This is a genomic window from Hymenobacter sp. UYP22, assembly GCF_040547285.1.
Lineage (GTDB): Bacteria > Bacteroidota > Bacteroidia > Cytophagales > Hymenobacteraceae > Hymenobacter.
This window is the reverse complement of sequence record NZ_JBEPPK010000002.1, coordinates 146,763-166,656: the sequence shown is the minus strand read 5'-3', so window position 1 is coordinate 166,656 and position 19,894 is coordinate 146,763. Positions and strand designations below refer to the sequence as shown.

14 protein-coding genes are annotated in these 19,894 nt (G+C 59.9%); 8 read left to right on the top strand and 6 right to left on the bottom strand.

Features of this window, described 5'->3' with window-relative positions:
- Positions 1-135: 135 nt before the first annotated feature.
- Together ABIB60_RS04165 and ABIB60_RS04160 are read right to left on the bottom strand one after the other, a co-directional pair.
- Positions 136-1,257 carry a TraB/GumN family protein gene (locus ABIB60_RS04165; RefSeq protein WP_354577928.1) on the bottom strand — a complete coding sequence of 374 codons (1,122 nt, stop codon included), beginning with the start codon at positions 1,255-1,257 and terminating at the stop codon, positions 136-138.
- 119 nt (positions 1,258-1,376) lie between these two features.
- Positions 1,377-2,375, bottom strand: a complete 999-nt coding sequence (locus ABIB60_RS04160; protein ID WP_354577927.1) for an aspartate-semialdehyde dehydrogenase — start codon at positions 2,373-2,375, stop codon at positions 1,377-1,379.
- Positions 2,376-2,507: 132 nt separating this feature from the next.
- Between ABIB60_RS04160 and ABIB60_RS04155 the strand changes: the two genes are divergently transcribed.
- The 4 genes from ABIB60_RS04155 (at position 2,508) to ABIB60_RS04140 (ending at position 8,870) form a co-directional block, all read left to right on the top strand.
- Positions 2,508-5,120, top strand: a complete 2,613-nt coding sequence (locus ABIB60_RS04155; protein WP_354577926.1) for a lamin tail domain-containing protein — start codon at positions 2,508-2,510, stop codon at positions 5,118-5,120.
- A 314-nt stretch (positions 5,121-5,434) separates the two neighbouring features.
- The gene (locus ABIB60_RS04150; RefSeq protein WP_354577925.1) at positions 5,435-7,006 is read left to right on the top strand and encodes a DUF1800 domain-containing protein; all 1,572 of its coding nucleotides are present in this window, start codon (positions 5,435-5,437) and stop codon (positions 7,004-7,006) included.
- A 135-nt stretch (positions 7,007-7,141) separates the two neighbouring features.
- Entirely contained in the window at positions 7,142-8,353 is a 1,212-nt protein-coding gene (locus ABIB60_RS04145) for a DUF1501 domain-containing protein (protein WP_354577923.1), read from the top strand.
- Between the two features lie 121 nt (positions 8,354-8,474).
- Entirely contained in the window at positions 8,475-8,870 is a 396-nt protein-coding gene (locus ABIB60_RS04140) for an SPW repeat domain-containing protein (RefSeq protein ID WP_354577921.1), read from the top strand.
- A 120-nt stretch (positions 8,871-8,990) separates the two neighbouring features.
- Here ABIB60_RS04140 and ABIB60_RS04135 read toward each other — a convergent pair whose 3' ends face one another.
- The 3 genes from ABIB60_RS04135 to ABIB60_RS04125 form a co-directional block, all read right to left on the bottom strand.
- Complete coding sequence (locus ABIB60_RS04135) at positions 8,991-9,851, bottom strand: transporter (protein ID WP_354577920.1); 861 nt, start codon at positions 9,849-9,851, stop codon at positions 8,991-8,993.
- 63 nt (positions 9,852-9,914) lie between these two features.
- On the bottom strand, positions 9,915-12,383 hold the full coding sequence (locus ABIB60_RS04130) for a TonB-dependent receptor (protein ID WP_354577919.1): 2,469 nt from the start codon (positions 12,381-12,383) through the stop codon (positions 9,915-9,917).
- A 149-nt stretch (positions 12,384-12,532) separates the two neighbouring features.
- A complete protein-coding gene (locus tag ABIB60_RS04125) occupies positions 12,533-13,909 on the bottom strand; it encodes an Nramp family divalent metal transporter (protein ID WP_354577918.1) in 1,377 nt (458 codons plus the stop codon).
- A gap of 194 nt (positions 13,910-14,103) precedes the next feature.
- Here ABIB60_RS04125 and ABIB60_RS04120 point away from each other — a divergent pair, with 194 nt between their 5' ends.
- Positions 14,104-15,087: a cation diffusion facilitator family transporter gene (locus ABIB60_RS04120; protein ID WP_354577917.1), complete on the top strand. Its 984-nt coding sequence runs from the start codon at positions 14,104-14,106 to the stop codon at positions 15,085-15,087.
- A 234-nt stretch (positions 15,088-15,321) separates the two neighbouring features.
- On the opposite strand, the gene ABIB60_RS04115 is transcribed toward ABIB60_RS04120, so the two are convergent.
- Positions 15,322-16,719, bottom strand: a complete 1,398-nt coding sequence (locus tag ABIB60_RS04115) for a PQQ-dependent sugar dehydrogenase (protein WP_354577916.1) — start codon at positions 16,717-16,719, stop codon at positions 15,322-15,324.
- A gap of 134 nt (positions 16,720-16,853) precedes the next feature.
- Between ABIB60_RS04115 and ABIB60_RS04110 the strand changes: the two genes are divergently transcribed.
- From ABIB60_RS04110 to ABIB60_RS04100, 3 genes are all read left to right on the top strand, one after another.
- Positions 16,854-17,288, top strand: coding sequence for a GNAT family N-acetyltransferase (locus ABIB60_RS04110; protein ID WP_354577914.1), 435 nt, complete (start codon positions 16,854-16,856; stop codon positions 17,286-17,288).
- Between the two features lie 42 nt (positions 17,289-17,330).
- Positions 17,331-17,981: an HD domain-containing protein gene (locus ABIB60_RS04105; RefSeq protein ID WP_354577913.1), complete on the top strand. Its 651-nt coding sequence runs from the start codon at positions 17,331-17,333 to the stop codon at positions 17,979-17,981.
- Between the two features lie 177 nt (positions 17,982-18,158).
- Positions 18,159-19,745 carry a glycoside hydrolase family 43 protein gene (locus tag ABIB60_RS04100; protein ID WP_354577912.1) on the top strand — a complete coding sequence of 529 codons (1,587 nt, stop codon included), beginning with the start codon at positions 18,159-18,161 and terminating at the stop codon, positions 19,743-19,745.
- Positions 19,746-19,894: the final 149 nt, after the last annotated feature.

Here is a 19,894-nt window from a genome sequence, read left to right as displayed (position 1 = left end):
AGCTTTTTTGTGTGCATTTGGGTAGTTGAATAAATGTAGCAACCACTACCAGATCGTACCGCTAAGTGAAGGGCAGAGGTTTTAGTACAAGCCCTTCCCAGTTCTAGACCCACGAATAACAGGTTGCCAGTTGACTTAAAACCGTAGATCCTTCTCCACAATGAATACCTGCCCGTAGGGGCGCAGGGCTTGCCAGGAAGGGGAGGAGGTAAACAGCAGCGTGTGAGGCGTGGTGGCCGCGGCCTGCAGGCTGCGTTGCTCCGCCGATGAGAAAAACCGTTCGTCGGGGTACGCCTTCGACGACCAAGCCGACTGACAGTTCTGGTAGTACGGATGAAAGCTCAGTACGCGGTGCTGCTGGTTGAGGGCGTTTGCCAGCCAAGGCCCGGTGATGGTGGTTTTGTGCACCTGCGCGTGCAGGCGGCCGTACTGCAGAAAGAACTTGCCCGCGGGTAGCTCCTGGCGCAGGCGCTCAAAGTTGTTGGCCAGCTCCCCGTCGCTGCGGTGCAGGGCGGCGGGGTTGTGCACCAGCATAGCTAGGTGGCGGTAGTCAGGGCCGAGCCAGGCCCGGGCCTCGGCTTCGTGAGCTTGTACCAGCGCCCAGGCCCGGTCCAGGATGGGAGCCATCCGCTTCCGGTCAAGGCGGTGCAGCTGCATGAAGTCGAACGGTTGCTGGCTGCGCAGGGTCAGGAGTTCCTGCACAGTACTCTGCAGCACCGCGGGCACCTGCGGGTGGCGGGCTACCAGGTCGCGGAGCAGGCCGTTGGTCCAATAGGGTTCTGTATCGATGGCTACTACCTGAATTTTCTGATCTGCGGGAGCCTGTGCGTTCAGCTGGCGCAGGTTTCTCCACAACGCCATTTCACTCCTGACTCCCAAGTGTACCGTATCGGCCGCTGTTTGCCGCAGCGAGGCAATAGCCGAGTCTAGCCACTGTGGCTGGCCGGTTTGCACGTAGCGGTCCACGAAATACACGTAGGTATAGCTGCCTTCTTTCACGTAATGCCGCACCCCGGCCCGCTGGTGTAGGTAGGCAAACAGTTTGAAGTGGCGCGGCTCGTTGCCCGCAATGTTGTGCGCCTCGCCCGACACGAACACCTCATAGCGTGGCACTACCGTATCGAGAGGGGCAAAGCTGCGGAAGTCGGTGGAATAGTCGAGTCCTAAAGGCCAGGTTTGAGGAAAAGAAGCTTCAAATCGAAACTCACAGAAGAGGAGGGCAGCAAGCAGCAGAATAGTGATAAAAGTACCTTTCATAGCATATATACAAAAAGCGGATTGGCGACCCTGATTTCAATCCACCAATCCGCCTCAATTACATGTGGTGCGTTGCTGAAATAAAATTTTTCAGCAACGCACCAGAGCAAGTCAGGTGATTAGCCCTGTAATAGTCCCATTTTTAGCATGGCCTCGGCAATCTGCACGGCGTTGGTGGCGGCACCTTTGCGTAGGTTGTCGGCCACTACCCACAGGTTGAGGGTGCGGGGCTGGGTTTCGTCGCGGCGGAGGCGGCCGACGAGCACGGCGTCTTTGCCGTGGGCGTCTTTGGGCATGGGGTAGACGTTGTTTTTCACGTCGTCCACCAGCTCAACGCCTTCGGTTTGGCGCAGGATGTCGCGCACTTCGGCGAGGTCAAATTCCTCGGCAAACTCCACGTTGACGGCTTCGGAGTGGCCACCCATTACGGGGATGCGCACGGTGGTGGCCGTTACCCGAATCTGGTCGTCGCCGAAGATTTTCTTCGTCTCGTTTACCATCTTCATTTCCTCCTTGGTGTAGCCATTGTCCTCGAACACGTCGATGTGGGGCAGCACGTTCAGGTCGATGCGGTGGGGGTAGGCGGGGTTGCTGGGCTCCTGGCCGGCGCGCTCCTCCAGCAGCTGGTCCACGGCTTTTTTGCCGGTGCCCGTTACGCTCTGGTAGGTGCTTACCACAATGCGCTGGGCCTTGTACCGCTCGTGTAGCTTGTTGAGGGCCACCACCATTTGAATAGTGGAGCAGTTGGGGTTGGCAATGATTTTATCGGCGGGAGTCAGTTCTTTGGCGTTGATTTCGGGCACCACCAGCTTTTTGCTGGGGTCCATGCGCCAGGCCGAGGAGTTGTCGATTACCACGGTGCCCACCTCGGCGAAGCGGGGGGCTTCCTGCTTGCTGATGGAGCCGCCGGCCGAGAAAATGGCCACGGCCGGGCGGGCCGCAATGGCGTCGTCCATGCTCACCACCTTGTATTTCTGGCCCTGAAATTCAATTTCCTGACCCACCGATTTGGCGGAGGCCACGGGCAGCAGTTCGGTTACGGGAAACTGGCGCTCAGCCAGCACTTTCAGCATCTCAGTACCTACCAGGCCGGTGGCACCTACTACGGCTACTTTCATGGAGTTGCGAGTTTTAAGAGGCGTAAAGGTACGGTAGCGCGGGCATTGATTTCTGGGTATATTTCAGGCAGTGATACGCGGCGTGGCCCGGGCACATACGGCTCCCAGCAGCGCCAATAACCCCTATTCAATGTGAAAAAACTACTACTACCCTTCCTGGCGCTGCTTTGCGCGCGCACGGCTACTGCTCAGCTTGTCGATACTTTCGCCGACGGCAACTTCACCCAAAACCCCACCTGGACCGGCGACGCGGCCTCTTTTCAGGTAAACGCCGCCCTCCAGCTGCAAACCAACGGCCCCGCCACCACTGGCACCGAGCTACAGTTGGTAACACCCTGCGCGGCTACCACCGGTACCACCTGGGAGTTTTGGGCCAACCTGAAACTGGCCACCAGCAGCGGCAACTACGCCGACGTGTGGCTGATGGCCGACCAGCCCGACCTCAAAGCCAGCAGCACCAAAGGCTACTTCGTGCGCCTGGGCGGCACCCCCGATGAGGTGGCTCTATTCCGCAAGGATGCCACCGGCAGTCCAGTGTATGTGGTAAATGGCGCTGACGGTACGCTCAACTCAACAACGAACAACGTAGTGCGAGTGCGCGTGACGCGTAGCACAGCGGGCCTCTGGACGCTGGAGCGGGATTTGGCCGGGGGCACTATGTACGTGAGTGAGGGCACGGCCACCGACGCCACCCACCAGCGCAGTGCGTATTTCGGGGTCTACTGCACGTATTCATCCACGAATAATCGGGCGTTTTTCTTTGACGATTTTCGGGTGACGGATGCCACCGCGCCGGTGCTGCTGCAGGCTGCAGCGTCCAGCGCCCGGCAAGTTAACCTCACGTTCAACGAGGCAGTGGCCGCTACGCAGTCGGCGGCCAGCTACCGGCTGAGCACGGGTAGCCCGGCCGTAGCAGTTGCCGCGCGGGATGCCCAGGATCCTACCGTGGTGCACCTCACGCTAGCTGCCGATTTGCCGTTGGGCAGCATTACCGTGGAGGCCCGCAACGTGGCCGATGTGTTTGGCAACGTAGCGGCCGGACCACTTACGGCTACGTTTCAGAACAACGGCTTTGCGGTACCGCCCGTCTTCAACCAACTGCTCATCACCGAAATCATGGCCGATGAAACACCGGTGGTTGGGCTACCTTCCTCGGAGTTCATCGAAATTCATAATCCTTCATTAACAGCAGTGGTGGATTTGGCGGGTGTGCGGCTGTTGAAACCGGGTAGTACCAGCAACCCGGCGGTATTTCCGGCCGGGGCGGTGCTGCTGCCGGGCGAGTATGCGGTGGTGTGCGGCAGTACCCGCACGGCGCTATTTGCCGCTTATGGCAAGGTGTTCGGCTTGACCAATTTTCCCAGCTTAAGCAACGCTGCCGACCAATTAGTGCTGCGCGGCAAGGATGGCCGCACGCTGTTTGAAGTTAGCTATTCCGATACGTGGTACCGGGATGCGCGCAAGAAAGACGGGGGCTGGACGCTGGAAATGCTGGATACGGCCAACCCCTGCGCCGGCGCCGATAACTGGAAAGCCAGCGACGACCCCAGCGGCGGCACGCCCGGCCGCGCTAACTCCGTGCGTACCGCCAACCCTGACCGGACTGTTCCTGCTTTGTTGCGTGCCTTGGCCCTGAATCCTACCACCGTGCGGCTCTATTTCGGGGAGAAGCTGGATAGCGTAACGGCGTCTAACGTGGCGCTGTACACCATCACCCCAACAGCAAGCATCCTGCGCGCCGCTCCAGTAGGGCCGGATTTTCGGTTTGTGGATTTGGTACTGGCGGCTCCCCTTACTCCCAATCAGCCGCTAACGGTAACTGCCCAGCGGGCCGTAGATTGCGCCGGCAATGCCAGTGGCCCGGCTACTTCAGCCGCATTGGCTTTGCCGGTACCGGTGGCCGCGGGTGACGTGGTTATCAATGAAATTCTGTTCAATCCACGCACTGGGGGCGTGGATTTCGTGGAGGTGCTGAACCGCTCCAGCAAGTTTCTGGATTTGCAGGGCTGGCAGCTCGGCAACCAGCGCCCCGATAACTCCGTGGATGCTGAACCCATCAGCAGCGGGCCCGTCCTGCTGCCGCCCGGTGGCCTGCTGGCCTTCACTACCCGGCCCGATATTGTACAGCAGCAGTATCCTAACAGCACCGATGTGGCCCACTTGCTCCAACTCCCTGCCCTGCCCACTTTTCCGGATGATGCGGGTACAGTAGTGTTGTTTGATAGCCGGGGGCAGCTGCTGGACAAATACGCCTACGCCGCCACGCAACACCTCAAACTGCTGGATAACGTGGACGGTGTGTCCTTGGAGCGGATTCGGGCTACTGGCCCGAGCGAGGCCGCCAACTTCCACTCGGCGGCGGGCAGTGCGGGCTATGCCACGCCTGGCCGCCCCAACTCCCAACAGCAGCCCGACGTGGTCGGCACCGGCGTGCTCACGCTGGAGCCGGAAATCTTCACCCCCGATGACGACGGCCAGCAGGATTTCACCACTCTGGCCTACCAGCTCGACCAGCCGGGCTACGCCGGCTCCGTCACCATCTATGATGCCCAAGGCCGCCTGGCCCGCCGCCTCGTGCGCAACGAAACGCTGGCTACCCAAGGCGCCTGGCAGTGGGACGGCCTCACCGACCGGGGCCAGAAAGCCAGTGTGGGCTACTACATTCTGCACGTGGAGCTGTTCCGGTCCAGTGACGGCCAGAAGCACGAGTACCGCAAAACGGTAGTGGTGGGGGCCAGGCAGTAAATCACAGATAGTGCAGATGCAGCCGTGGATGCCGCAGATGACGTTCTGACGGGGGCTGGATGAAATAAATAGATGGATTTAACTGTCATCCTGAGCGGAGCGAAGGACCTTATTACATTAGAACAAGTCGATCAGATGATACCTACGTGATAAGATCCTTCGCTCCGCTTAGGATGACATTGTAATATCCTATTTCATGCTGTTGCCCTCATCTATTCAATTCATTCCTGACAGAACGTCATCTGCGGTATCTGCGGCTTCATCTGCACCATCTGTGATTTAAACCTACCTGCCGGTTCCGCGTCCAACCGGATATGACGACGCAACAGCAGCTGCAGCACCTGTATTGGCGGGCGGGATTCGGGCCCCGGCCTGAGGAGGTAGCCGCGGGCATTTCGCCGCGTAAGGCCTTGCGCCAATTGCTGCAGAACTCGGAGAAAGTAGAGCTGATGGATAATCCGCAGATGCGATATACGGAGCCGCTGGCCCAGTTTCGGCCGATAACACCGGGCAGTGGCTCCCCGCAGAGCGGCATGGTAACCACGCCAGACCAGACGGTCCAGCAAACCGGCCAGTCCCAGCCCGCGCCGGTGGCGGCTATGCTGGTCCGCTCGGCGGTGGCCGGGACGCGGGGGCGTAACCAACCGCCGCTGCTACGCCGGCAGGAAATAACGCCTGAGCAGCGCAAGATGCAGAACCGGAGTATCCGCGACGCATTTTACGCCATGAATACCGGCTGGATGCAGCGCATGGCAACCTCGCCGGCCCAGCTGCGCGAAAAGCTGACGCTGTTCTGGCACGGGCACTTTGCCTGCCGGGTGCGCCGCCCCGATGCGGCGCTGCACCTGAATAACACCATCCGGCAATTGGCGCTGGGCAAGTTTGGCGATTTGCTGCTGGCCGTGAGCAGGGAGCCGGCCATGCTGCAGTTCCTCAACAACCAGCAAAACCGCAAGCAGCACCCCAACGAGAACTTCGCCCGGGAGGTGATGGAGCTGTTCACCCTGGGCCGGGGCCACTACTCCGAAACCGACGTGAAAGAGGCTGCCCGCGCCTTCACCGGTTGGGGCTATAGTGGGCAGGGTGCTTTCGTATTCCGGGAGAAGCAGCACGACGAGGGCCCCAAAACCTTCCTGGGCCGCACCGGCAACTTCGGGGGCGAGGACGTGCTGCAGATCATCCTGGAGCAGCCGGCCTGCGCCGAGTTTATCACCACCAAGCTCTACCGGTTTTTCGTGAACGACGTGCCCAACGCCCAGCACATCGGGCCGCTGGCGCAGGCGTTTTTCCGCAGCGGCTACGACATCCGGGCCCTGCTGGAGCAGATGTTCTCGGCCGAGTGGTTTTACGAGGCGGTCAACGTGGGTACCTGCATTAAGTCGCCGGTGGAGCTGCTGGCGGGCATCAAGCGCACGTTGGGGCTGCAGCTGGTGGATGACAAGCCACTAATTGTGTTTCAGAAGGCGCTAGGACAAACCTTGTTCGAGCCGCCAAACGTGGCCGGCTGGCCCGGCGGCCGGAACTGGATTGACTCGTCAAGCTTACTCTACCGGCTGCAACTGCCCTCGGTGCTACTCAAAAATGCTGAGTTCAGCGTGGCGTTAAAGCAGGACGAAAACGACATTGCGCCCAACCTCAGCCGCGCCGACCGCACCTTTCAGCAACCGGTAAAGACCACCGTACGGCTGGCCCCAGTGCAGGCTCTATTGGCCAAAACGCCGCCTGCCCAGCAAGCCGCGCAACTCGGCCAGTTCCTGCTCCAAACTCCACTCCGCCCCGACAATCTGGCCCTTATTCAGCAAGCCGCCGACAAAGCGCCCGCCGAAGGCCGCCTGCGCACGATGGTAACGGCCTTGCTGAGTTTGCCGGAGTACCAGTTGATGTGATAATTGGGGATGAGGGATAGTAGGATGAAGGATAAAGGACAGCATAAGCCCAACCTTATGCCTCCCTGGTTTTTCACCTCTTGCCATTCCTTCATTCAAAGTCCCTTATCCATCATCCTTTAATCCCTTATCCGAATGACTTCCCGCCGCGACTTTCTCAAGACTTCCGTGCTGGCCAGCAGCCTGCTGTTTGTGCCCACGTTTCTGCACGCGCTGGACCGCCAGGGCCTGCGCGACCTGCGTGACGCCCGGGGCCGCCGCCTCGTGGTGGTGCAGTTGGGCGGCGGCAACGACGGTCTGAACACCATTATTCCCTACGAAAACGACCTGTACTACAAGGCTCGGCCCACGCTCGGCATCCGGCCGCAAAGCGGTATTCTGACCCTGGACCAGGGCTTGGGCCTGAACCCCGCCATGACCCGCCTTAAGGGCCTCTACGACCAGGGGCAGATGGCCGTGCTCAACTCGGTGGGCTACCCCAACCCCGATAGGTCGCATTTTCGCTCCATGGATATCTGGCAGAGCGGCTCCGCTTCCGACCAGTACCTGAGTACCGGCTGGCTCGGCCGTTATCTGGATTCCAACTGCGCCGCCTGCCAGCTGCCCTATAATGGACTGGAGGTGGACGATACGCTGAGCCTGGCTATGAAAGGCGACCTGCGCAAGGGGCTGGCCCTGAAAAATCCGGAGAAATTCCACCAGATAACCCAGAACCGTTTCATTGCCCAGGTGAGTGGCGAAAAGCCCCAAGGTACCCTGTCGGAGCTGGACTACCTGTACAAGACCCTAGCCGAAACCTCGTCCTCCGCCGACTATCTGTACCAGAACGCCAAGGTGTACAAATCGGCGGTGGCGTACCCGAATACGGAGTTTGGCCGTAACCTCAAAACCACCGCCGAGCTGATTAACTCCGGAGTAACCTCGCGGGTGTACTATGTGTCGCTGAGTGGGTTTGATACCCACGTGCGGCAGCGGGAGCAGCAGGGTAAGCTACTGGGTGATTTATCGGATGGGCTGGCCTCGTTTATGGAGGATTTGCAGAAAGCCGGCAACCTCGACGATACGCTGGTGCTGGTGTTTTCGGAATTTGGCCGTCGCGTGGGTCAGAACGCCAGCAACGGTACCGACCACGGCACCGCCAATAACGTGCTGCTGCTGGGCGGTGGCCTCAAACAGAAAGGTATCCTGAACGCCGCCCCCGACCTGGCCAACCTCCAGGACGGCGACCTACGCCACCAGCTCGACTTCCGCAGCCTCTACGCCACCGTGCTGCACGACTGGCTGGAGGCCGATGATTCAGCTGTTTTAGGTGGGCAGTTTGAGCGGTTGAACGGACTACTGGCCTGAACCCAAAATCGGCTGAAACAAGCTCTACGCTAGCAAAAAAGGCGCAGCTCGACGATATCAATGCGGAAATCAGGTGCGTACAATAGGGTGAAAACTGTTCTTCACCTCACCTGTACCCGCTATGAAAGTTCTGTCGCCCGCCGCTCACGGCATCCTCGACTATCTAACCGTGGCCTTCTTTGCCATGGCGCCTTCGCTCTTTAATCTGCACGGCACTTACGCCACTGTTTGCTACGTGCTGGCGGCCGGCTATCTGGTTATCACCCTGCTTACCAATTTTCCGCTGGGGCTGATGCGCGTCATTCCTTTCCCAGTGCATGGCAAGCTGGAGTTGGTAAGCGGCTTGGTGTTTCTGGTTTCTCCCTTCCTGTTTGGGTTTGCCGATGACAACATGACAGCCCGTAACCTGTTTATGGGCGCCGGTGTGGTGTTTCTAATCGTGTATTTCCTTACCGACTGGCGCATCCAGACGCATACCGCCAACACCCACAACACGGGCACGGCTGTATCTCATTAGTAAGATGCTTTGCACATAGAAAGGCGGCTTCCATACCGGAAGCCGCCTTTTTTGGTTCTGGTAACTTAGTCTATCGAACTCCATTCTGAGTACAGCTGGGGTATTCGCAAACGCTATTCGTTAGCGCCGGAACGTGAGGCCGAGGAAGAATTCCCGGTCGGTGCGGCGGTTGAGGGCCAGGTGGGTACCCAGGTCTAGCTGCAGGTTGTCGGTGAGGGTGAAGATGGGGGCTACGTTGATGGAGGCTCCCCAGCGGCGGCGCAGGGCATCCCATTGGCCCACACCTTCCACCAGAAAGCTGAATACGTCGGAAAACTCATGGTCGAGGGCCACGGAAGGTAGTACCTGCGCGTAATGCTGGCGGGTTTCGTAGTCAAAGTTCATGTCGCCTTCCACCTGCAGGTCCAGGTTGAATTTGTGGGGCAGCTCAATATTTACGGGCAGAATCAGGCCACCTTCAATGGCTCCGTTGCCGGAATGACGGCCGGTGGGCAGGCGCCCGTATGCCACCACGGCCATGGCCACTGGGCCATCCTGGTCGTCGCCCAGGAAGTTGTGCTTAACCCGCAAAGTCATGTCGCCAAAACCGCGCTGACTTTGCCAGTTGGGCTGCTCGGCGGTGCGCTGCTTTTCCACCTTGTACAATGGCACCTCCAGTTGCACATCGGTGCGCCGGCTGAGCCCCAGCTTGAACACCGAGTAGGCCGCTTTCCAGGTGCGTTCCTGCTGCTCGTCGTCGCGGGAGTTGATGAGGCGCAGGGCATCTACTTCCAGCTGAAAATGGCCGGCATCTACTGTGAAGGGGCTTTCCGTTACGCCGGGTCGGTCGGGCCGCAGGGGGCGCAGGCGGTTGCGCGGCACCGGATGAAACAAATCAAAGTGGGCCGAATCGTAGGGGCAGGTTTGGGGCTTGTTCTGGGCCAGCAACTGCCCGGGTAGCAGCAAACCCAGCAGCGCAACGGGTACGTAGCGGTACAACATACAGCAGAAAGGAGGGGAGTGAAAGGTCGTTGGGCCCCCTACGCAGCTACTGAAGCCAGGGGTTTAAAAAGTAGTACTGATTTTCAGGGTGAAGTTGCGTCCTTGGTTGAAGATGCCCGAGCGCCCGGTGGGGGATGCCGCGTAGTACTCGAAGTATTTCAGGCGGTTAAGGTGCGACTGATACACGGTGTTCAGCACGTTATCCATCTGCGCCACTACCTGCAGCCATTCTCGGTTTTCCGGGCCGGTAGTCAGGCTGAAACCGGCGCCCAAGCCCAGCAGCGCGTAACCGGCCGTGCGGGTTTCGGTGTTATCCACGGCGTAAAAACGGTTTTGCGGGGCATTATAATCCAGCACGGCCCGCAGGTAGAGGCCGGTAACCTGCCGCCAGTTCTGCTGGCTGCTGAAGCGCAATTCGGAGCGGGTGTGCAGGGGCGGAATCAGGGGCAGGTAGCGGGCGGCGCGGCCGTGGTCTTCCAGCAGGCCAGCCTGCTTGTTGAGGCCGGTCACGTAAGCCAGGCTGTTGTGGAAAGCCAGCATGGGCAGGGCGCGCGGGTGCAGGTTGGCCGTAATTTCGGTGCCGTACAGGCGGGCGCGGCCTTGTTGGTACTGGTAGGTAGCGTTGCCGGGAACTATGACCACCGGTTGCCCGTCGGCGTCGGTCAGGCGGGCCTGGTAGATATAGTTCTGGATGTCGTTGTTGAATACACTGGCGCTCAGTTCGGCATCAGGTAAGTAGGCGCTCAGGCCAATATCCTCCTGCAAGCTGAACTCCGGCCCGAACGTGCGGTTGCCCAGGTACACAATGTGAGCGCCGGGGTCGAGGCCGTTGGAGCCTACTTCGGTAATATTTGGTGCCCGGTACCCCCGCGCCACGTTGGCCCGCAGCAGCAGCTTGTCGGAGAAGGAATACGTAGCCCCCGCACTGGCCGATACGCCCTGGTAGCGCGTGCGGAAAGCACCAAACTGCGGCTCGGCTCCAGCGGCTTCCGCGCGGCTCACCTGTCGGGCAAAGCCGGTGCGGGCGTCGGTGCCCACGTAAAAATCATTCCAGCGCAGCCAGCGGGTATCATAGCGCAACCCACCCGACAGCTCCAGCGGCCCCCATGCTTTTTTCAGGTGCAGGTAGCCGCCCACGTCCGTCAGGTTGTAATCCGGAATCGGGAAGTCGGTGGCGTTGCGGTTCTGGTTGAGTTGGTGCATGCCGTTCAGGCCCACCGTGGTTTCCAGCCCTTGCCAGGTAGGCGCGGCGTAGCGCACATCGTAGCTGGTGGTAGTCAGGGCTACGGCCAGGCCCGGCTGGCTGGGGGCCGTGGGGTGGTTGTACTCCCGGCGCCGGTTCTGCTGCACGCCTAGCAGCGTCTGTAGCTCGCCGGTGCCCAGGCGCAGGCGCGTGCGGTTGAGCAGGCGGTAGTGCTGAATGTGCTGGTGCAGCGGGTTGATGCGGTAAGTGCTCAGGTCGGCGGCTGGTACCAGCGGGCGGTTCTTGATGTCGTCCTGTTCGCCCTCGAACACTTGCCGGGTAAAGCGCCGGCTCAAAGAGTCGCGGCTGCCGTCGGGTATTTCCTGGAGGTTGTTGTAGAGCGTGGCCGTGAAATGGGTGCTGCCCCAGGTTTTCTCCACCCCGGCCATGCCCGTCAGGTTTAGCTCCCGGAAGGCGGTGCCGTACACCCGGCCTTCCAGGGCGTTGCGGTAGTTTTGGGCCAGGCGGTAGGAGCCCCGGGCCGCGTACTGCCAGCCGCGCTGGTGGTAGGTGAGCCCCAGAGAAGTGCCCAGCAGGTTGTTATTCGTCTGGTACTCCGTGAGGGCGTCGCCGTGCAGGTGGCCGGGCGTGCCGGTGGGCAAACGGGGTAGCATATTAATCACCCCGGCCACGGCATCGGAGCCGTACATCAGGCTGGCGGGTCCCTTCACTACCTCAATCCGGTCAATATCATACTGGTCGATTTCGATGCCGTGCTCGTCCCCCCACTGCTGGCCCTCCTGGCGCAGCCCGTTGTACAAGGTGAGCACCCGGTTGTAGCCCAACCCCCGAATAAACGGCTTGCTGATGTTGGGCCCGGTAGTCACGGCACTTAGGCCCGGTACGCCTTTCACGGCCGCGTCAATGATGTTGCCGTTGCTGTTAAGCAGCACTTCCCGCTTGCTGAGCACGGCCACGGATACCGGGCTTTTCCGGATTTCAGTGGCCCGACTCACGCCCGTTACCACCACCTCAGTCAGCGTAGCCGGAGCAGCGGTCAGGCTCACGTCAATAGTAACCGTAGTTCCGGCCGTCACCGTTACGCTCCGCTCTGCAGGCTGAAACCCCACGGCGCTGGCCGCCAGTCGGTAGCTGCCTACTGGTACAGCCGTCAGTACAAATTCTCCCTTCTCATCGGCCGTAGCACCCAACTGACTGCCCTTCAGGCCCACACTGGCAAAGGCTACCGGTTGGCTGCCGGCCCGCACCACACCCTGCACGGTACCGGTAAGCTGGGCCCAGCCTGGAACTGAGCAAAGCAGCAAAATCAGCGAGAAAACGTATTTCATTTTAGAAAAGGCTGTGGTATTTATTTAGATTAACCTAAATCTGCAGTGCTGAAAAAAGCGCGAAACATCCGCGCTTTTATTCTTCCAGACGGAGTGAGAAATCTAACAGCAGACCTGGACTGCTTGCTCCGTTCAGAACGTCAGGGTTATCAACCAAAGAAGGTCTGGTACAACAGATACACATTCAGCACGATGATGATGCCCGACACGGTCCAGGCCGCCATCTGCAGCCAGGGCTTGTTAACGAACACGCCCATTTTGGCCTTGCTGCCCGTGAATAGCACCAGCGGTACCACGGCAAAGCTGAGCTGCAACGAGAGAATTACCTGACTGAGAACCAGCAGTTCGCCAGTGCCTTTTTCGCCGTAAAGTAAGGCCACAATGAAAGCCGGCACTACCGCAATACCGCGCGTAATGAGGCGGCGCAGCCAGGGCTTGAGGCGCAAATCCAGGAAGCCTTCCATCACAATCTGCCCGGCCAGCGTACCCGTCAGGGTAGAGTTCTGGCCCGAAGCCAGCAGGGCTATGGCAAATACTGCCGAGGCCGCACCGGCGCCCAGCACCGGGGCCAGCAGCTTGTGCGCGTCGCTGATATCGGCTACGTCGTGGTGGCCGTTCTGGTGAAAGGCGGCGGCTGAGGTAATCAGAATGGCGGCATTCACGAAGAAGGCCAGGAACAGCGCCACTGTGCTGTCGATGGTGGCAAACTTGATGGCCATGCGTTTGCCGGGCTCGTCCTGCTCGAAAGCCCGCGTTTGCACAATGCTGGAGTGCAGGTACAGATTATGGGGCATTACTGTGGCGCCCAGAATGCCAATGGCAATGTAGAGCATGCGCGGCGTGGTTACCACCTCCGGCCGGGGTACCAGGCCACCCAGGATGCCAAACCAATCGGGCCGCGACACGATGATTTCGTAGAGGAAGCAGCCGAAAATCACCACAATCAACCCCGCCACAATGCTTTCCAGCACCCGGAAGCCCTTGCTCTGGAACAGCAGCACCACTAGCACATCCAGGATGGTGAGCACCACGCCCCAGGTAAGCGGCAAGCCAAACAGCAGGTTCAGGGCAATGGCCGAGCCGATAACTTCGGCCAAATCACAGGCGGCAATGGCAATTTCGCAGAGTACCCAGAGCACCCGGGACACGGGCTTGCTGTAATGGTCGCGGCAGGCCTGGGCCAAATCCCGGCCCGTTACAATGCCCAGCTTGGCTGCCAGGTGCTGGAGCAGCATGGCAAACAGGTTGGAAATCAGGATAACCGATAGCAGGGTGTAGCCGAAGCGGGAGCCGCCCTCAATATCGGTAGCCCAGTTGCCGGGGTCCATATAGCCCACGGCCACCATCAGGCCCGGGCCCCAGAAAGCCAGCAGCTTGCGCCAGAAGGACGCATCCTGAGCTGGCACCCGCACCGAAGCGTACACTTCCTGCAAGGAAGGGGCCGTGCGGGCCCGCCGCCAGCCGCTTTCCGGCGGGGCAGTTTTGGGAGTAGCAGGTGGAGCAGGCGAGGGTAATACTGAGGGCATAATATCGGCTGAAGGCGTCGGCTGAGGTGCTGATGTATTGATATTCACAAAGAAAGGGAATTTTTAGGCTTGTCTAAATTTAAATTTAAGACAGTCTGCTTACTGTTTTTGTTCTAAAAAGTTGCGTATACCCGCCGAAGCCCGATTTTTCCCCGGAATTTTGCGCCCCCTTCCGCCGTTAGCCGCCTATGTTCATGCTGCCCGTCAAAACCCGTTTCGCCGTGCTGTCTTTGGTGGTCAGCGTGGTGCTGATAGCCATTAAGTTTTATGCCTGGCTGCTCACCCGTTCTCAGGCCGTGCTGACGGATGCGCTGGAATCCATCATTAATGTGGTAGCCAGTGGGTTTGCGCTCTACAGCATCTACCTGGCCAGCTTGCCCAAAGATGAAAACCACCCGTACGGGCACGGCAAAATTGAGTACCTGTCGGTGGGGTTTGAGGGCGGACTGATTCTGATGGCGGGGGTGTACATTTTCTACTCGGCCCTCAACTCCCTGCTGCACCCGCACGCCATGGCCCGGCCCGATTGGGGTATGGCCCTGCTGTTCGTGACGGCTCTGGCCAACCTAGCTACGGGGTTTCTGCTGATTCGGGCGGGCCGGCAGCACCACTCGCCCACGCTGGTCGGCGACGGGCAGCACCTCTACTTGGACGCCGTGAGTACCTTGGTTTCCTGCGGGGCGCTGCTGCTGGTGGTATTCACCGGCAATGTAGTGTACGACTCGGCGGCGGCTTTGCTACTGGGTATATTCATTGTGGTGAATGGCTGGCGCATGGTGCGGCGCTCGGTATCGGGGCTGATGGATGAGGCTGATACGGCTACTGTGGAGCACGTGGTGCGGGAGCTGCAGGAACACCGGGAGCCCGCCTGGATTGATGTGCACAACCTGCGCGTGGTACGCTACGGGGCCAATATGCACATCGACTGCCACGTAACCATGCCCTATTACTTCAGCCTGGAGCAAACCCACGAGCAGGTGCACCGCATCGAGCAGCTGGTAGACCAGGAGTTTGAAGTACAGGTGGAAATGTTCGTGCACGCCGACCCGTGCCGCTTCTACGCTTGCTCCCACTGCCACATGCCCGACTGCCCCGTGCGCCAGCATCCCTTCGCCCAGGAAATTCCCTGGACGCTGGCCAACGTAGCCAAAAACGAGCGGCACCAGTTGATAGGGTAGGAGGGTTTGGGGGTAAGAGGATAGGGTAGGCAATTAGAACAGCAGAAAGCTGGTAATTAGAAATACAATGTCATCCTGAGCCGAGCGAAGGACCTTGTCACGCAAGCTAAAGTTGCCGAGGTGACTATTACTCGGGCCGGTGATGAGGCCTTTCGCTTGGCTCAGGATGACATGTTTATTACTTGTTATTTCCCTTGTCTAACGCTTACCCTCCTACTTTCTGGGCCTGAAACCTTATTCTACCACAAAGCGCTGCACCACGTCATTGCTTCGTACAGAGTACACGCCGGGCCGCAAGCCCTGCAGCGTGACTTGGGTGGTGCGCTGGCCGGGGGTGAATTGCGCGGTTTGTACAATTCTGCCCAGTACGTCCCGGATTTCGGCGGCCGTGGCCTGAGTGGGGGCCGCTGCTAGCTGCAGGGTGAGGGAAGTGCGGGCGGGGTTAGGCCAAAGGCTGAGCTGGCCGTTATTGGGCTTAAGGGTGCTGGTGAACAGTCGGTTTTCCAGTACCAGAATCTGGTCGTCATTGGCTCCGGGAGTGGCCCGCCCGTCGCGGTTGCTGGTGCCCACGTACACCTTGCCCTGGGGCGAAACGCAGACGGAGCGTAGCCGCCCGAAGCTGGAGAGGAAATCGGCGCTGGTGCCGGCCGTGGTACCGGCGGCATTCAGCGGAATCTGAGTGATACGGTTGCCGCGCAGGGACAGCGCCAGCAGGCTGTTGCGCCAGCCCGGAATGGCGGGGTGGTCGTAGTAGGTGATACCTGCGGCGCCCACGGTGGGGGCCCAGTTGTAGATGGGTTGCCGCACATTATTGTCCGTACAGAAGGTCTGCTCGGCGGCCAAGTTGCAGAAGCCCTCCACCGTAGGCCAGCCGTAGTTGCGGTTGGGCTCAATGATGTTCACTTCATCCTCGGCGTTTTCGCCGTGCTCCGAGCTGTAAATGAGCCCGTTGCTGGCCCGCACGAGCCCCTGGGGGTTGCGGTGGCCGTAGCTGTAGCTGGCGTTGCCAGCCACGGGGTTATCGGCCGGAATGGTGCCATCCAGATTCAGGCGTAAAATTTTACCGTTGAGGGTGGCCCGGTCTTGGGCAGTGGGGCGGTTTTGAGCGTCGCCGGTGGTCATCAGCAGCGTCCGGTCGGGCAGAATGAGTAAGCGGGAGCCGCTGTGCGTGCTCACGGCTGGAATATCGCCCAGCAGAATCAGCGGGCTGCTTAAGGTGCCGTTGGCATAGGTCAGGCGGACCAGCTTTTCCCGATACTGGCCCCCAGCATCGTTGTAATTGTACACCACGTACACGTAGGGCGAGGTAGTCAGCAAATCGGGGTGCAAGGCCATGCCCAGCAGGCCGCCTTCCGAAGAAGTCACTACATCTGAGAGGGTAACCAAGGGGGTAACCTGCCCGCTGGTGGGGTTTACGCGGCTGATGCGCCCGCCCCGCTCCGTCATCCAAATGAAATTGTCAGGCCCCCACACCAGCTCCCACGGCACCGAAAGCCCCGTTGTGAGAGCCGAAACGGTAACAGTGGTGCTGCCCACGGGAAAAGTGGTGAGCGTAGGCGCGGTTTGTGCCTGCAGCAGCAGCGGGCTGCAATACACCAGGCCAGTGAGAAGTAGGGAGTGGAGGTGTTTCATAGTCAGATGGTTGAAAAAGGTGTCAGGAGTTGTTAAGCTAGAAGCAGTAACGTGCCGCAAAGTTTTTGGATTGAAAAATGTGCGGCTTTGCGGGCACTTGGCGTTCTTGCCAGCCGGCCATTTCCCCGCACGCTATGTTTACAATTAGCTCTGATTCCTCCCTGCTCAATGTTGCCCTGATTCACCGGTATCTGGCCGAGGAGTCGTACTGGGCCCGGGGCATTCCACTTGAAACGGTGCAGCGGGCCATTACCAACTCCCTCTGCTTCGGGGCCTACACCCCTGAGGGCCAGCAGGCCGGGTTTGCGCGGATAGTTACGGACAAGGCTACCTTTGCCTGGCTTTGCGACGTATTTGTGCTGCCGGAGTTCCGGGGCCAGGGCCTAAGCAAACAGTTGATGCAAGCGGTGTGGGGCCACCCGGATGTGCAGGGGCTACGGCGGCAGCTGCTGGCTACCCTGGACGCCCACGGCCTGTACCGGCAGTTTGGTTTTCGGGAGCTGGAAGCACCCGAGCGGTACCTGGAAATCCGGCGTCCTGACCCCTACGGAGCGCCCACAGCCAATTAACCACGTACATCTATACCGTATCCCCACCCAGAATCTGAGTTTATGGCCGCGCATACTACCCTGGCTGCCCGCTGGCAGCAACTTACTACTCCCCTGTTGGCGGATGAGGCCCTGCGCACGGCTATGTACCAACAACTGGCCACGGCCTACGGGGCATCCGACCGACACTACCACGCCCTGCCCCACATCCGGGCCCTGCTGGACGCGGTGGACCGGTACCCCACGCTGGTGCACGACCGGGAAGTAGTGGAGCTGGCTATTTGGTTTCACGATGCCGTGTACAACGCCCGCCGCTCCGATAACGAAACCCGCAGCGCCGCCCTGGCCCGGGAGTTTTTGCAGCACACCACGCTGTCTTTGGCGCGGCAGCAACGGGTGGCCTTCCTCATCGAGCGCACCCAGGACCACACCCAGCCCCAACCCGCCGACCCGGACTTGCACTTCTTCCTGGATGCCGACCTGCAAATCCTGGGCGCGCCCGAAGCCGATTACTGGCAGTACGCCCGCCAGGTACGGCAGGAGTATCGCCTCATTCCCGATTTTCTCTACCGCCGGGGCCGCCGCCAGGTGCTCGAAAAGCTGCTCCATACGCCCCAGCTTTACCACACCGCCGCCTTCCGGGAGCGGCTGGATGCCCCCGCCCGCCGTAACCTGCAGGCCGAGCTAAAGGCGTGGGAAAATGGAGGGGTGTAAGGAGGGCGTGAAAATGCAGCTGCGTTTGGCAACCCTAGTTTGCTCAAGACTGCTTGCTGGACTGTTAAGTGGCAAATAGGGTACTGCACTGTTCAGAGCCTTTCCGGGCCGTTACCCTACCAGAAGCCATAGGCCGGATGTTGCTACCTTGGCCGCTGTTCACTCGTGCATTTCCTCATGCGGCATTTTTCGGCTAGGCTTCTGCTTCTCGGAGCACTCTTTTCGTTTCTGCTCCACTCACCACTTTGTGCGCAGGTCAAGCAGGCGCAAAACCCGATTATCCACGCCGATGTGCCGGATATGTCGATAATTCGGGTGGGCGCTACTTACTACATGAGTAGTACCACCATGCACATGAGCCCGGGCGTGCCCATTATGAAGTCTCAGGACCTGGTAAACTGGCACTTGGTAGGCTACGCGCACGATACATTAGCCAGTATGGATGAGCTGACGCTGAGCAACGGCAAAAGCACCTACGGGCGGGGTTCCTGGGCCAGCAGCCTGCGCTTCCACCAAGGTCGCTACTACGTCACCACCTTCGCCCAGACAACCGGCAAAACCCACGTGTACTCCACCGCCGATATTGAGAAGGGGCCGTGGAAAGCCGTATCGTTTAAGCCCAGTTACCACGACCATTCCTTGTTTTTTGAGGATGATGGGCGGGCGTACATGGTGTATGGCGCTGGTATGTTGCGGCTGGTTGAGCTAACGGCTGACTTATCCGGCGTAAAGCCTGGGGCCCGGGAGCAGGTGCTCATTGAAAACGCCAGTGCGCCCGCCGGGACCGGCATTGCGCTGCCCGCCGAAGGCTCACAGCTGTTTAAGGTGAACGGCAAGTACTACCTGTTCAACATCGTCTGGCCCAAGGGGGGTATGCGCACCGTAGTAGTACACCGGGCCGATAAGCTCACCGGGCCCTACGAAGGCCGGGTAGCCCTCCAGGATTTGGGGGTTGCGCAGGGCGGCCTCATTGATACGCCCGACGGCCGGTGGTTTGCCTACCTGTTCCGGGATTTCGGAGCCGTGGGCCGGATTCCTTACCTGGTGCCGGTAACCTGGGCCGACGGTTGGCCGGTGCTGGGGGTAGGCGGCAAGGTACCCGCAACGCTGGACCTCCCGGTCAGCCGGGGTTTGGTGCCCGGTATTGTGGCCTCCGATAATTTTAGCCGGAAGGCCGGGGAGCCAGCCTTGCCACTGGTGTGGCAGTGGAATCACAACCCCGCTAACGCCCTGTGGTCGGTGAAGGAGCGCCCCGGCTATCTGCGCCTGAAAACCGGCCGCGTGGACACTTCCTTCCTACTGGCCCGCAACACACTCACCCAACGCACCATCGGGCCGGTATGTGCCGGTGCCACTGCCCTGGATGTTTCTCACCTCCGGGATGGGGACGTGGCCGGACTGGCCTTGCTACAGAAGCGCTACGGCCTGATAGGGGTGAAACGTGAGAAAGGCCGCAACTTCCTCGTGCTGGTTAGTGCCGAGTCGGAGAGGCCCGTGGAAGTGCAGCGCTTGCCACTAGCGCAAAGTACCGTTTACTTCAAGACGGAGTGCGATTTTACAGACCGCCGAGACGAGGCTACTTTCTTTTATAGCCTGGATGGTGCCTCCTGGAAACGCCTGGGTGGCCCACTGAAAATGGCGTACACCTTACCTCACTTTATGGGGTACCGGCTGGGGTTGTTCACTTACGCTACCAAAACCGCGGGGGGCTACGCCGACTTTGACTACTTCACCATCGACCAGCAAATCAGCCGAAAGGAATAGGGGGTATCTGGTTGCCGCACTAAGCAACCAGGTACTTGATTCACGGCTCTGCTTACAGGCGGGGGTAGAGTGGGCAGTGCAGGGTACATAACGCACTATTCAGGGGCCCAATGCTGGCAGGCCGAATATTGCATAGTAAGTTGCAGGAC

What these genes read in the sequence shown, in the direction of transcription:
- ABIB60_RS04115 (WP_354577916.1), bottom strand. Translation starts at nt 16,719, where the DNA reads ATGAAACACCTCCACTCCCTACTTCTCACTGGCCTGGTGTATTGCAGC.
- ABIB60_RS04165 (WP_354577928.1), bottom strand. Translation starts at nt 1,257, where the DNA reads ATGAAAGGTACTTTTATCACTATTCTGCTGCTTGCTGCCCTCCTCTTC.
- ABIB60_RS04105 (WP_354577913.1), top strand. Translation starts at nt 17,331, where the DNA reads ATGGCCGCGCATACTACCCTGGCTGCCCGCTGGCAGCAACTTACTACT.
- ABIB60_RS04100 (WP_354577912.1), top strand. Translation starts at nt 18,159, where the DNA reads ATGCGGCATTTTTCGGCTAGGCTTCTGCTTCTCGGAGCACTCTTTTCG.
- ABIB60_RS04130 (WP_354577919.1), bottom strand. Translation starts at nt 12,383, where the DNA reads ATGAAATACGTTTTCTCGCTGATTTTGCTGCTTTGCTCAGTTCCAGGC.
- ABIB60_RS04160 (WP_354577927.1), bottom strand. Translation starts at nt 2,375, where the DNA reads ATGAAAGTAGCCGTAGTAGGTGCCACCGGCCTGGTAGGTACTGAGATG.
- ABIB60_RS04110 (WP_354577914.1), top strand. Translation starts at nt 16,854, where the DNA reads ATGTTTACAATTAGCTCTGATTCCTCCCTGCTCAATGTTGCCCTGATT.
- ABIB60_RS04140 (WP_354577921.1), top strand. Translation starts at nt 8,475, where the DNA reads ATGAAAGTTCTGTCGCCCGCCGCTCACGGCATCCTCGACTATCTAACC.
- ABIB60_RS04150 (WP_354577925.1), top strand. Translation starts at nt 5,435, where the DNA reads ATGACGACGCAACAGCAGCTGCAGCACCTGTATTGGCGGGCGGGATTC.
- ABIB60_RS04135 (WP_354577920.1), bottom strand. Translation starts at nt 9,851, where the DNA reads ATGTTGTACCGCTACGTACCCGTTGCGCTGCTGGGTTTGCTGCTACCC.
- ABIB60_RS04120 (WP_354577917.1), top strand. Translation starts at nt 14,104, where the DNA reads ATGCTGCCCGTCAAAACCCGTTTCGCCGTGCTGTCTTTGGTGGTCAGC.
- ABIB60_RS04125 (WP_354577918.1), bottom strand. Translation starts at nt 13,909, where the DNA reads ATGCCCTCAGTATTACCCTCGCCTGCTCCACCTGCTACTCCCAAAACT.
- ABIB60_RS04145 (WP_354577923.1), top strand. Translation starts at nt 7,142, where the DNA reads ATGACTTCCCGCCGCGACTTTCTCAAGACTTCCGTGCTGGCCAGCAGC.